At 59.2% G+C, this 11,946-nt stretch carries 15 protein-coding genes; 12 read left to right on the top strand and 3 right to left on the bottom strand.

The features are described 5' to 3' along the window. Positions 1-81: 81 nt before the first annotated feature. Together BMZ91_RS00960 and BMZ91_RS00955 are read right to left on the bottom strand one after the other, a co-directional pair. Positions 82-306 carry a DUF2842 domain-containing protein gene (locus tag BMZ91_RS00960; protein ID WP_092833365.1) on the bottom strand — a complete coding sequence of 75 codons (225 nt, stop codon included), beginning with the start codon at positions 304-306 and terminating at the stop codon, positions 82-84. A gap of 8 nt (positions 307-314) precedes the next feature. Continuing rightward, positions 315-1,610 (bottom strand): adenylosuccinate synthase, encoded by a 1,296-nt coding sequence (locus BMZ91_RS00955; protein WP_092833363.1) that lies wholly within the window; start codon positions 1,608-1,610, stop codon positions 315-317. Positions 1,611-1,754: 144 nt separating this feature from the next. On the opposite strand from BMZ91_RS00955, the gene BMZ91_RS00950 reads away from it, so the two are divergent. The 4 genes from BMZ91_RS00950 (at position 1,755) to BMZ91_RS00935 (ending at position 5,500) form a co-directional block, all read left to right on the top strand. Then, on the top strand, positions 1,755-2,150 hold the full coding sequence (locus tag BMZ91_RS00950) for a DUF6524 family protein (protein ID WP_092833361.1): 396 nt from the start codon (positions 1,755-1,757) through the stop codon (positions 2,148-2,150). Between the two features lie 269 nt (positions 2,151-2,419). Beyond that, positions 2,420-3,049: a peptidase M15 gene (locus BMZ91_RS00945; RefSeq protein ID WP_092833359.1), complete on the top strand. Its 630-nt coding sequence runs from the start codon at positions 2,420-2,422 to the stop codon at positions 3,047-3,049. 277 nt (positions 3,050-3,326) lie between these two features. Further along, on the top strand, positions 3,327-3,686 hold the full coding sequence (gene secG, locus BMZ91_RS00940) for a preprotein translocase subunit SecG (RefSeq protein ID WP_092833357.1): 360 nt from the start codon (positions 3,327-3,329) through the stop codon (positions 3,684-3,686). Between the two features lie 170 nt (positions 3,687-3,856). Further along, positions 3,857-5,500 carry a CTP synthase gene (locus tag BMZ91_RS00935; RefSeq protein ID WP_092833355.1) on the top strand — a complete coding sequence of 548 codons (1,644 nt, stop codon included), beginning with the start codon at positions 3,857-3,859 and terminating at the stop codon, positions 5,498-5,500. A gap of 2 nt (positions 5,501-5,502) precedes the next feature. Here BMZ91_RS00935 and BMZ91_RS00930 read toward each other — a convergent pair whose 3' ends face one another. After that, positions 5,503-6,081, bottom strand: coding sequence for a hypothetical protein (locus BMZ91_RS00930; protein ID WP_092833353.1), 579 nt, complete (start codon positions 6,079-6,081; stop codon positions 5,503-5,505). Positions 6,082-6,266: 185 nt separating this feature from the next. Between BMZ91_RS00930 and BMZ91_RS00925 the strand changes: the two genes are divergently transcribed. From BMZ91_RS00925 to BMZ91_RS00890, 8 genes are all read left to right on the top strand, one after another. Next, complete coding sequence (locus tag BMZ91_RS00925; protein ID WP_092833351.1) at positions 6,267-6,704, top strand: tellurite resistance TerB family protein; 438 nt, start codon at positions 6,267-6,269, stop codon at positions 6,702-6,704. 42 nt (positions 6,705-6,746) lie between these two features. Beyond that, positions 6,747-7,187 carry a tellurite resistance TerB family protein gene (locus tag BMZ91_RS00920; RefSeq protein ID WP_092833349.1) on the top strand — a complete coding sequence of 147 codons (441 nt, stop codon included), beginning with the start codon at positions 6,747-6,749 and terminating at the stop codon, positions 7,185-7,187. Next, on the top strand, positions 7,184-7,927 hold the full coding sequence (locus BMZ91_RS00915) for a phosphate/phosphite/phosphonate ABC transporter substrate-binding protein (RefSeq protein ID WP_092833347.1): 744 nt from the start codon (positions 7,184-7,186) through the stop codon (positions 7,925-7,927). Before BMZ91_RS00920 ends, BMZ91_RS00915 begins: the two co-directional genes overlap by 4 nt. A gap of 122 nt (positions 7,928-8,049) precedes the next feature. Next, positions 8,050-8,826, top strand: a complete 777-nt coding sequence (locus BMZ91_RS00910; protein WP_092833345.1) for an ABC transporter ATP-binding protein — start codon at positions 8,050-8,052, stop codon at positions 8,824-8,826. A 30-nt stretch (positions 8,827-8,856) separates the two neighbouring features. Beyond that, complete coding sequence (locus BMZ91_RS00905) at positions 8,857-9,570, top strand: transporter substrate-binding domain-containing protein (RefSeq protein WP_092833343.1); 714 nt, start codon at positions 8,857-8,859, stop codon at positions 9,568-9,570. A gap of 58 nt (positions 9,571-9,628) precedes the next feature. Beyond that, positions 9,629-10,513: an ABC transporter permease gene (locus BMZ91_RS00900; protein WP_092833341.1), complete on the top strand. Its 885-nt coding sequence runs from the start codon at positions 9,629-9,631 to the stop codon at positions 10,511-10,513. After that, complete coding sequence (locus tag BMZ91_RS00895; protein WP_092833339.1) at positions 10,510-11,316, top strand: ABC transporter permease; 807 nt, start codon at positions 10,510-10,512, stop codon at positions 11,314-11,316. Before BMZ91_RS00900 ends, BMZ91_RS00895 begins: the two co-directional genes overlap by 4 nt. Positions 11,317-11,340: 24 nt before the next feature. Further along, on the top strand, positions 11,341-11,940 hold the full coding sequence (locus BMZ91_RS00890) for a nucleotidyltransferase family protein (RefSeq protein WP_092833337.1): 600 nt from the start codon (positions 11,341-11,343) through the stop codon (positions 11,938-11,940). Positions 11,941-11,946 lie beyond the last annotated feature (6 nt).

The raw sequence follows: 11,946 nt of genomic DNA, 5'->3' as shown, positions 1-11,946 counted from the left end.
TTTCGGGCGTTGGCCGTGATAGGCAAGCGCCGGAATTTGAGTATTTTTGCCAAGAAGAAGCAGCGGGTGGTTTTACGGGGATCACTTGTCAGGGGCGTCGGGATCGGCCTGTCCGACGCCTTTGAAAATGAACTTGAACGGCAGGATCCAGATAAAGCCAAGCCCCACATAGATCAGCAGTTCCAGCCATGGGGCGGGCCGATCCAGCAGGCCGACGGTGCTGATCGCGACCACCACATAGGCGGGCAATCCGATCAGCAAGATCACCAGTGACCAGCGTCGGCGCGCCTTGTAACTCAGGGCCATGTTTATCCTCAATCCGCGAAGGGGTCGGTCACGAGGATCGTATCCTCGCGCTCGGGTGAGGTAGAGAGTAGCGCCACGGGGCAATCAATCAACTCTTCGACGCGGCGGACATATTTGATCGCCTCGGCTGGCAGGTCGGCCCAGCTTCGCGCGCCCTCGGTCGAGTCGGACCAGCCCGGCATTTCCTCGTAGACGGGCGTGCAGCGGGCCTGTTGCTCGGCGGCGGTCGGCAGGTAGTCAAGCCGCGTGCCGTCAAGATCATAGGCGACGCAGATCCTGAGCGTTTCAAAGCCATCGAGCACGTCAAGCTTGGTCAGGGCGATGCCGTTGACGCCCGAGGTGGCGCAGGTCTGGCGCACAAGGCAGGCATCAAACCAGCCACAGCGCCGCTTGCGCCCGGTGACGGTGCCGAATTCATGGCCCCGCTCGCCAAGCCGTTGACCGTCGTCGTCGTCAAGCTCGGTCGGGAACGGGCCCTCGCCGACGCGGGTGGTATAGGCCTTGACGATGCCAAGCACATAGTCGATCGAGCCGGGCCCGATGCCGGTTCCGGTGGCCGCCTGCCCGGCGATCACGTTCGACGAGGTCACAAACGGATAGGTGCCAAAGTCGATGTCGAGCAGCGCGCCTTGCGCGCCCTCAAACAGGATGCGTTTGCCGGCGCGGCGCTTTTCGTTGAGCACCTTCCAGACCGGCGCGGCGTATTGCAGGATTTCCGGCGCAATCTCTCTGAGTTGGGCAATCAGCGCGTCGCGGTCGATGGGATCAATCCCGAGGCCCTTGCGCAGCGGATCATGATGCTGCAACGCGCGGTCCACATGCGCCACAAGCGTCGCCTCATCAGCCAGATCGGCCACCCGGACCGAGCGCCGCCCGACCTTGTCCTCATAGGCGGGACCGATACCGCGCCCGGTGGTGCCGATCTTGGTGCCCTTGCTGGCGGCCTCTTCGCGGGCGCGATCAAGTTCGCCGTGGATCGGCAGGATCAGCGGCGTGTTTTCCGCGATCATCAGCGTTTCTGGGGTGATTTCGACGCCCTGTTTGCGGATCGAGGCGATTTCCTTGACCAGATGCCAGGGGTCAAGCACCACGCCATTGCCGATCACACTGAGCTTGCCGCCCCGCACCACGCCCGAAGGCAGCGCGTTGAGCTTGAAAACCTCGCCATCAATGACAAGCGTGTGGCCCGCGTTATGGCCGCCCTGAAAGCGCGCGATCACATCGGCGCGCTCGCTGAGCCAGTCTACAAGCTTGCCTTTTCCCTCGTCGCCCCACTGGGCACCGACTACGACGACATTTGCCATGATTATCCTCTCGGCATTTGGTCAAAACCGGAGCCCCGTATAGCGGCGCGCCGCGGCGGGCGAAACCATTAAATCGCCGCAGCCCCTAGACAGATCGCGGTGCCTGCGCCAAATCAGGAGGGATTGGCAGGAAAGGACCGGCAGATGGGGTTTGTTTTACGTTGGGCGATGGCCTTTGTTCTGTTGTCGGCGACGTTCAATCCGAGCCAATGGAATTATGTGCGATGGGCACAGATGCGGTTTGACGATCAGATGCCGCTCACCATCCTGTTGGGGCTGTTGCTCATGGTGGGCTATATCATCTACCTGCGCGCGACGCTGCGCTCGATCGGGGGTTTTGGCATGGGGCTTGTCATGGCCATCGTCGTCGCCGGTTTATGGGTGCTATACGATTATGGCATCCTCAGGCTCGACAATCCGTCGTTCAATGTCTGGTTCGGGATTCTGGCGCTGTCGCTGGTGCTTGGCATCGGCCTCAGCTGGAGCCTTGTGCGCCGCAAGCTGTCGGGTCAGGCGGATATGGATGATGTGGATGAATAGAGGCGGTGAGGGGTCGGTGTGAGTGGCTGGTTTGAGGCCATCACGGCGATATTCTGCAATGCAACCAATGGCTGCTATCATTGAAGCGGCAAAAACCTTCAATAACTGCTTGGGTTTTGAACAGGGTATTTGGTAGCGTAAATCGAGGTGGTTGGCGCTTGTTCCTAAAAGGAGGGTTTTAGGAGTGGATACGAAGTCAAACAAGAATTGAGTATAATCGTGGCGGCTATACAGTCGCCCAGAATTAAACTAGCCAGGCCAAGCAGCATATGAATACACCAAAAACCGTTAAATCGTTGGAAGATCTTGGCCGCATACGGCTGTCTAAGTCATTTTTTATGCGTGACATGCTCTACTCTGAAATATCAAACTTTCATGGCATTCCCAATATTCCTGACGATCCAGACCTAGCCATCTATGTCTCTCGCAAGCTGTGCGAGACTTTTCTGGAACCACTACAGGATAGGTTTGGAAGGATCAGCATTCGCTCCGCGTATCGCTCACCAGCAGTTAATGAATTCGGCAATAAAAACAAACTGAGTTGCGCCAGCAACGAGGCGAACTACGCGGGCCATATTTTTGATAGGCGTGACGCGAGTGGCGCTTGTGGAGCGACGGTGACAGTCGTGGTAAATAGCTTCATCGATTACTATGAAGAAACAGGCGATTGGCAGGCCATGGCATGGTGGATTCACGATAATCTGCCTCCAACAAGCCTCTACTTTTTTCCAAAGCTTGCCGCATTTAATATATCGTGGCACGAAAAACCGGACCGGAATATTAAGAGCTACGTATCACCAAAAGGAACCTTAACAAAACCTGGAATGGATAATTTTACGGGTTCGCATGAAAGTGAGTTCGCTGATTGGCTTCTCCAATACGCAAAAAATCAACTTTAAAATAGAATATTACCCCCTCCCAAAAACCACCGTTTGTTGAACGGCTTCCCCGAAACCGGCATTGGTGCGCTTGCAGCGATCGCACGCTTTGTTCCGCAGAGCCGCCCCTCCACTCCGTTTTTATCCATGCTTCTAAGATTGCCATGCCGACACGCGCAGGTCACAAAATCGCACTCGGCCTCCGCCAACACCCCAGTCATCGACATTGCCGGGTTGCGGGGGCTGGCGGAATTGCATAGATAGCGCCTGACCAAGCAAACTTATAGGCCCGTGCTTCATGGAAAACGTCGTCCTTACCATCCATCTCCTTCTGGCACTCGCGCTGATTGGCGTCGTGCTTTTGCAACGCTCTGAAGGGGGCGGTCTGGGCATGGGCGGCGGTGGCGGGGCCGTCAGCGGGCGTTCGGCGGCCACAGCGCTTGGCAAGATTACCTGGATATTGGCCGCGGCCTTTATCGTGACCTCGATCACGCTGACCATCATCGCCGCGCAGAACGCCGCCGGGGTGTCGGTGCTTGACCGTCTGACAGACGCACCGCCCGCCCCCGCCGCAAGCACACCTGCCCTGCCTGATGCGGACACGCTTTTGCCGCCGTCAAGTGGCGACACGGCACCGCTAACACCGACCGCCGACTAACCACAAAGAATTGATGGCAAAAGCCACACCGCAACAGCATCTTGCGGTTGGCTTGCGCTATTGTTGCGAATCCTATAAGGGTTGAGCCCCGTGATGCCTCGGTCTTTTGGGACCGGACTGGGCGCTTTACCGCATATCACACAGACGAAATCACGGGGGGCGCCAGGCGCATGGCACGTTATATTTTCATTACCGGCGGCGTTGTTTCATCCCTTGGCAAGGGGCTTGCCTCTGCGGCCCTCGGGGCGCTGCTTCAGGCGCGCGGATTTTCGGTGCGGCTGCGCAAGCTTGATCCCTACCTTAACGTTGATCCCGGCACGATGAGCCCGTTTGAGCATGGCGAGGTCTTCGTGACCGACGATGGCGCCGAGACCGATCTTGATCTTGGCCATTACGAGCGTTTCACCGGCGTGCCCGCCAGGTTGACCGATTCCGTAAGCTCGGGGCGGATATATTCCAACGTGCTGGAGCGCGAGCGGCGGGGTGATTATCTTGGCAAGACCATTCAAGTGGTCCCGCATGTCACCAACGAGATCAAGGAGTTCCTCAAGATCGGCGATGACGAGGTTGATTTCATGCTCTGCGAGATCGGCGGCACCGTGGGCGATATCGAGGGCCTGCCGTTCTTCGAGGCGATCCGCCAGTTCAGCCATGACAAGCCGCGCGGGCAATGCATTTTCATGCATCTCACCCTGTTGCCCTATCTCGCCGCCAGTGGCGAGCTCAAGACCAAGCCGACCCAGCATTCGGTGAAAGAGCTGCAATCCATCGGCATCGCGCCCGATATCCTTGTCTGCCGGTCCGAGCATCCGATCCCGGAAAAGGAACGCGAAAAGATCGCGCTGTTTTGCAATGTGCGCAAAGACGCCGTGGTGGCCGCCTATGATCTCAAATCCATCTACGAGGCGCCGCTGGCCTATCACCGCGAGGGGCTTGATCAGGCGGTGCTTGACGCCTTTGATATCTCGCCCGCGCCCAAGCCCGACCTTACGATCTGGCAGGATGTGTTCGATCGCACCCATAACACCGATGGTGAGGTGAATGTCGCCATTGTCGGCAAATACATCCAGCTTGAGGATGCCTACAAGTCGATCAAAGAGGCGCTGACCCATGGTGGAATGGCCAACCGGGTCAAGGTCAACGTGCAATGGGTCGATGCCGAGGTGTTCGACACCGAAGATCCCGCGCCGCATCTCGAAGGGTTTCATGCCATCCTTGTACCCGGCGGCTTTGGCGAGCGCGGCACCGAGGGCAAGATCAAGGCGGCCGAATTCGCCCGCACCCGCAAGATCCCCTATCTTGGCATCTGCCTTGGCATGCAAATGGCCGTGATCGAGGCGGCGCGCAACGTCGCGGGCCTGCCGGACGCGGGATCAGAGGAATTCGATCACGAGGCCGGTAAAAAGCGGTTCGAACCGGTGGTCTATCACCTCAAGGAATGGGTGCAGGGCAACGAAAAGGTCAAGCGCAAGGTCTCGGACGACAAAGGCGGCACGATGCGCCTCGGGGCGTATGATGCCACCCTTGTGAAGGGATCGAAAGTGGCCGAGGTTTATGGCGCGCTATCGATCGAGGAACGCCACCGCCACCGCTATGAGGTGGACACCAAGTATCGCGCCAAGCTTGAAGAAGTCGGCCTGCATTTTTCCGGCATGTCCCCCGATGGGCGGCTGCCTGAAATCGTTGAATGGGCGGACCACCCCTGGTTCATCGGGGTACAGTTCCACCCCGAGTTGAAATCCAAACCCTTCGCACCCCATCCGCTTTTTGCCGATTTCGTGCGTGCGGCGATTGAAACCTCACGGCTTGTCTAGGCTCAGCCGCGCGGAGGTTTGTGTTTCAACAGGCGCCGGTCAACGCCAAGCGACAGGATCGGGCTGAGCAGGTCACGCCAGAGGCTTGGCTTTTGATAGCGATCCGCCTCTGACGCGCGGTCGAGCCGCAGCGCGTCTTTCAGCATCGGTTCAAGAATGCGCTCGTCCAGAATCCAGCGCCCGCGGCGCCCCTCTTTGCGGTCGCTGTTCTGATACTCCAGCCATTTCATCAGCGTATCGCGACACTCTGTGTCTTCGCCGGGATAGATAAGGTAGAACCCGCTGTTGATCCGCAAGCAAATGTTGTCAAGCACCCGCGCCGCGCCGCGATAAGCCTCTGGAACGTGATGTTTGGGCATGTAATTGAAACGCTCCGGCTCGCCGTTGAAAAACGCGACCATGGCAGAGCAAAGATCAATGCCCTTTTGTGCCATCGCCCAGCCCAGCACCGCTTCCGGGTAGTGGGACCAGTCATAGGTCCTGATCATCGCGCGCAGATCATCCGGGGACAGCGCGCGCACTTGTGCCAAATGAGCAACCTCGGACGTGTCCGACCAGTTAAATGTATCGCGGGGGGGCATCAAACGCTCCGTCTGCCTTGAAATCACGTGTTGCCAGATTTGCCCGGACAAAACGTGTTTTCTTGGGAGCAAATGTGACACCTTTGCGACCTTCGCCCGAGCCCTGGATTGGAAACGCCGAAATCGTTTCGGCCGGGATCAAGAATTTTCTTGGGCGGCGCAGAAAACGGCGCTAGCCTGCGATCATGATTACCAGAATTCTGCACGCCTTTTCCGCCCCCAAACCGGCCCCCCTGCCCGAGCCGGATGAGAAACTTGCGCTTGGCGCCCTGATGGTGCGTGTGGCCAAGTCCGACCATCATTACGAGGTGTCTGAAATCAAACGCATTGACCGACTCTTGGCGCGGCTTTACGGGCTCAAGCCGATCGAGGCGGCCAAGATGCGCGCCACCTGTGAAAAGCTGGAACATGCCGCGCCCGATACCGCCCGCTTTGCCCATCTGATCCGCGAAACCGTCAGCATCGAGGCGCGCGTCAACGCGCTTGAGGCGCTGTGGGAGGTGGTGTTATCCGATGGCGCAAGCCAGCCCGAAGAATTGCAGGTGCTTGATGTCGCCCGCGAGGCGATGGGCCTAAGTCACGGCGATAGCGACACCGCCCGCGCCCTTGCCGAAAACAGCTAAAAAGGCATTGGCCTGACCGGTCTTGCGCCCTATACCTGTGGCATGTTTGGCGAATTTCTAAAAAAGCTGGTACAGCCAGCCCCGGAACCTCTGGCCGATGCGGATGCACGGCTGGCCCTCTCGGCGCTTTTGGTGCGCGTCGCGCGCAGCGATGGCGATTATGCCGCCGATGAAATCATCCGCATCACCCGGATCATCGCCACGCGCTATGGCCTGTCGAAACCCGATGCCGAGGCCCTGCGCCAACAGGCCGAATACCTTGAGGCCGAGGCCCCCGACACCGTGCGCTTTACCCGCGCCATCAAGGATGCCGTGCCCTATGAGGACCGCCTTGGCGTGATCGAGGCCCTCTGGCAGGTCGCCCTCGCCGATGGCGTGCGCGAGGCCGGTGAGGATGCGCTTTTGCGGCTTGTGGCAAACCTTCTGGGCGTCACCGATCTCGATAGTGCGATGGCGCGCCAGAGGATGACACCGCCCGCATGATCGCAAGCCTGCCGATGTATGACCGCGTTGAGACGCGCGCGGCCAATGACCGGCTCTGGCAAGCGGTGCACACGCATCTGGGCTATGGCCCGGATCATTTGACCCGCGGCGGCGATGTCTGGGACCATTGGCAAAGCCCCGACCTTATCCTGTCGCAAACCTGTGGCTATCCCTATCGCGCGCGCCTGCATGGGCATGTCGCGCTTGTGGGCACGCCGGTGCTTGATCTGCCCGATTGCCCGCCGGGGCAGTATTACAGCGTCTTTGTCGTGCGCGCCGATGATCCGCGCGAAACGCCGGGCGCGTTTGCCACGGCGCGCTTTGCCTATAACGAGGCGCTGTCGCAATCGGGCTGGGCCGCTCCCCAGACCTATGCCGCGGCACATGGCTTTAGCTTTTCCGCGCCCACGCAAAGCGGCGCGCACCGCGCTTCGGCCCGCGCCGTGGCCGAAAACCGCGCCGATATCGCCGCGCTTGATGCGCTAAGCTGGCAGATGATGGCGCGCTATGATCGCTTCGCCGCTTCGCTTCGGGTGCTGGCGCGCACGCCGCCAACGCCGGCCCTGCCCTATATCACCGCGCTTGGGCGTGATCCGGCGCCGCTGTTTGACGCGCTCAAGGCAGGTCTTCGCGGTCTCTCAGAGGCCGACCGCACAACCCTTGGGATACGCGATCTGACCCGGATCGAGCCCGAGGCCTATCTGGCACAGCCCAATCCGGCACCGCCACCGCCGAATTGAGCGTAACCTGCGCCATTCTGGCGCTTCACCAGTGAAATCAATCGTTTTGCACGTTGCATTGGCCCATTTTTTCGGCCCTATTAACACCTGACCTGAACACCTAACCGAAACGGAACCTCGCCTTGCCTGACGCGACACCGGTCCTTGAAATCAGCAACCTGCACAAGGCCTATGGGTCGCTTGAGGTCATCAAGGGCGTTTCGATCACCGCGCGCAAGGGCGATGTGGTTGCGCTGATCGGCTCTTCCGGGTCGGGCAAATCGACGGTTCTGCGCTGTGCCAACCTTCTGGAAGACAGCCAGCAGGGCGAGATCCTGTTCAAGGGCGAGCCGGTGACATGGCGCGGCGAGGGCCTTGGCCGCCATCCTGCTGACCCCGCGCAGGTGCTGCGCATCCGTACAAATCTTTCGATGGTTTTTCAACAGTTTAACCTCTGGGCGCATATGACCATCCTGCAAAATGTGATGGAGGCCCCGGTGACGGTTCTGGGGCGTAACCGTGCCGAGGTTGAGCCCATTGCGCGCAAATATCTCGACAAGGTCGGGATCGGTGACAAATGCGATGTTTTTCCCGCGCAACTTTCCGGCGGCCAGCAACAACGCGCCGCAATTGCCCGCGCGCTGTGCATGGAGCCCGAGGCGTTGTTGTTTGACGAACCCACAAGCGCGCTTGACCCCGAGCTTGAACAAGAGGTGATACGCGTAATCCGTGATCTGGCCAACGAGGGCCGCACCATGATGATCGTCACGCATGACATGAAAATGGCCGCTGATGTCAGCGACCACGTGGTGTTTCTGCACCAAGGGCTGATCGAAGAACAAGGCCCGCCCGAAACACTTTTTGGCGCCCCGAAATCCGAGCGCCTGCAACAATTCCTCAGCTCAACAAATCCGAGCTGAGGGGAACATACCAACCAAGGGAGAACTCACATGAAAAAACTTATGCTGACCACCGCAGCCCTCGCGCTGACCACTGGTTTCGCGATGGCCGAAACTGTCCGTCTTGGCACCGAGGGCGCCTACCCCCCCTATAACTTCATCAACGACAAAGGCGAGGTTGATGGCTTTGAACGCGAGCTTGGCGACGAGCTTTGCAAGCGCGCCTCGCTGACCTGTGAATGGGTCACCAACGACTGGGACAGCATCATTCCCAACCTCGTGTCGGGCAACTATGACGTCATCATTGCTGGCATGTCGATTACCGATGAGCGCGACGAAGTCATTGATTTCACGCAAAACTATACTCTGCCAGATCCGTCAGCCTATATTGCCACCTCGGCGGATATTGACCTGAATTCCGCCGTCATCGCGGCCCAGACCGGCACGATTCAGGCCTCGTTTGTTGCCTCAAGCGGTGCCACCCTGGTGGAATATGCCACCCCAGAAGAAACCGTTGCCGCCGTGCGCAATGGCGAGGCCGACGCGGTTCTGGCCGACCGCGCCTATCTTCTTCCCATCGCCGAAGAGGATCAGGGCCTTGAAATGCTTGAGAAAATGGAACTTATCGGCGGCGGCATCGGTCTTGGCCTTCGCGAAAGCGATACCGAGCTGAAAGAGACGTTTAATAAAGCGATCCAGTCGATGAAAGACGACGGCTCGCTGAACGCCCTGATCGAAAAATGGGACATCGGCGTCACCTTCTGATCAACGCCCCCGGCGGGGCCATCACCGGCCCCGCCCTTTCCCGATAAGGCCAGACGCAATGTTTTCATACTGCTCTGATCCGGCGGCCCTTGAGGGGCTGAATTGGTTGTCGTGTTATTTGACAACCACAAAGCATATGCAGCTTTATTATGCGGTCGCGACGGTTTTGTTGCTTCTGGCGATCACCGCCCCGACGGCATTGGCCTTTGGCTTTGGCGGGGCGATGGCGGCGCGCTCGCATCTGTTGCCGATCCGCTGGTTCGGTAAATCCTATATTTCGGTGGTGCGCGGCGTGCCCGACATCGCCTTTTTCCTGTTTTTCGTGATTGCCCTTGATCAGGGCTTTGAATGGATGCGCCATCAGGTGCTCTGTCCGGATTGGGATCAACCGGTACGTCAGGGCAATGATTTCGTGGTCTGTCAGGCGGCCAAGCTTCCGCTTGGAACCTCGCCGCAATGGGTGCATGAAACCTATGGGTTTTTCCTTGCGGTTCTGACCTTTGCCATCGTGTTCGGTGCCTTTGCGGCCAATGTCCTGTTCGGCGCCATGCGCGCCGTGCCGCGCGCGCAAATGGAAACCGCCGAGGCCTATGGCATGACCCGCCGCCAAAGCTTTTGGCGCATTCTTGTGCCGCAAATGTGGGTCTATGCCCTGCCCGGTTTAAGCAATCTGTGGATGGTGCTGATCAAGGCGACGCCGCTGCTGTTCCTGCTCGGGGTCGAGGATATCGTCTATTGGGCGCGCGAACTTGGCGGTACGGCAAATCCGCGCTTTACCGAGTACCCACATGGCGATTGGCGGATGTGGTATTTTCTTGGGCTGATGGTGTTCTATCTCGGCTTTACCCGCATCTCCGAGGTGTACCTTGAAAAGCTGATGATGAAACTCAGCCACGGACAGGCCACCACCGGCGGCGAAGCCCAGAGAAAGGCCGCGGCATGAGCTGTTTGCAGACCATTCAGGATTACGCCCTGCGCAGCATCGGCATAGGTGAACGGCTGTTGCCACGGGATAATTTCACGCTCTGTGACCAGATGACCCTGATCGGGTCGGGCATGATCTGGAATTTCTACTTCGGTGCGCTTGCGCTTTTGACCGGTTTTGCACTGGCCACTGCCGTGGCACTTGGCAAGGCCTCGCCCAATCCGCTTTTGCGCAAACCCTCCGAGTGGTTCATCTTTGTGTTTCGCGGCTCGCCGCTGTTTATCCAGTTCTTTTTCGCCTATTTCTTCTTTCTCTCGCTCAAGTCGGTCAGCCCGTTCTTTGGCGTGCTGACCTCGGCCTGGCTTGGGGCGTTGATCGTGCTGTTTCTCAACACCGCCGCCTATTCCGGCGAGATCTTTTATGGCGCGCTGCGCTCGATTCCCAAGGGCGATGTCGAGGCGGCCGATGCCTATGGATTTTCCGGCATGAAACGGTTTCGCCGGATCATCTGGCCGACCATGCTGCGGCTTGCCTGGCCTGCCTATACGAATGAGGCGATCTTTCTGTTTCACGCCACGACGCTGGTGTTCTTTTCCGGATTTCCGGTCTGGCAACAGCGCGGTGATGCGCTCTATTACGCGAAATACTTCGCCGACAAGACCTTCAATCCCTTCGTGCCCTACCCGATTCTCGCCGGCTACTTCATCCTGCTGACACTTGGGGTGATCACCTGTTTTGGCCTGATCAACCGCCATCTTAACCGGCATCTGCCGCAAGAGGCGCGGCGCGGGCTCAAGATTCGGATGAACATGATCCGCTAGGGCGCGCACCTGAAGGGAACCGAGATGCCCGAAATCCTGCTGCTTATTCCCGCCGCCGGCGCGTCCTCGCGGATGGCGCCACGTGACAAGCTGTTGGAACCGGTGGACGGCCTGCCCCTTTTGCGTCGACAGGTTTTGATGGCGCTGCAAACCCGTTGTGACCTATCGGTGACCTTGCCCCCGGACCGACCGGCGCGGCGCGCGGCGCTTGCCGGGATCACCGATCAGCGCCTGCATCTTCAAGAGGTGCCCGACGCGGCTGAAGGCCTGGCCGCCTCGATCCGGCGGGGGGCTGACTGGGCTGCACGCCGCCGGGCGGGTGGGCTAATGGTGGTTCTGGCCGATATGCCGGACCTAGAGGTGAGCGACCTTAAGATGATGCTTCAGGCGTTTGATTTCAAAAACATTTACCGCGCGACAGATGCCGACGGCAAAGCCGGTCATCCGGTGATTTTTCCGGCCAGCCTTTTCCCCGCGCTCAAACGTCTGACGGGCGATCAGGGTGCGCGTGACATCCTGCGCGCTGAGCCGGTGATGCAGGTCATGCTACCCGGCACCCATGCCACGACCGATCTCGATACCCCCGAGGCCTGGGCCGCATGGCGGGCAGGCAGCGGGCGTTAGCTTTTT

The organism is Roseovarius lutimaris, assembly GCF_900115165.1.
Classification (GTDB): Bacteria; Pseudomonadota; Alphaproteobacteria; order Rhodobacterales; family Rhodobacteraceae; genus Roseovarius; species Roseovarius lutimaris.
The sequence above is the reverse complement of the archived record's forward strand: the minus strand, read 5'-3'. Positions and strand labels throughout refer to the sequence as shown.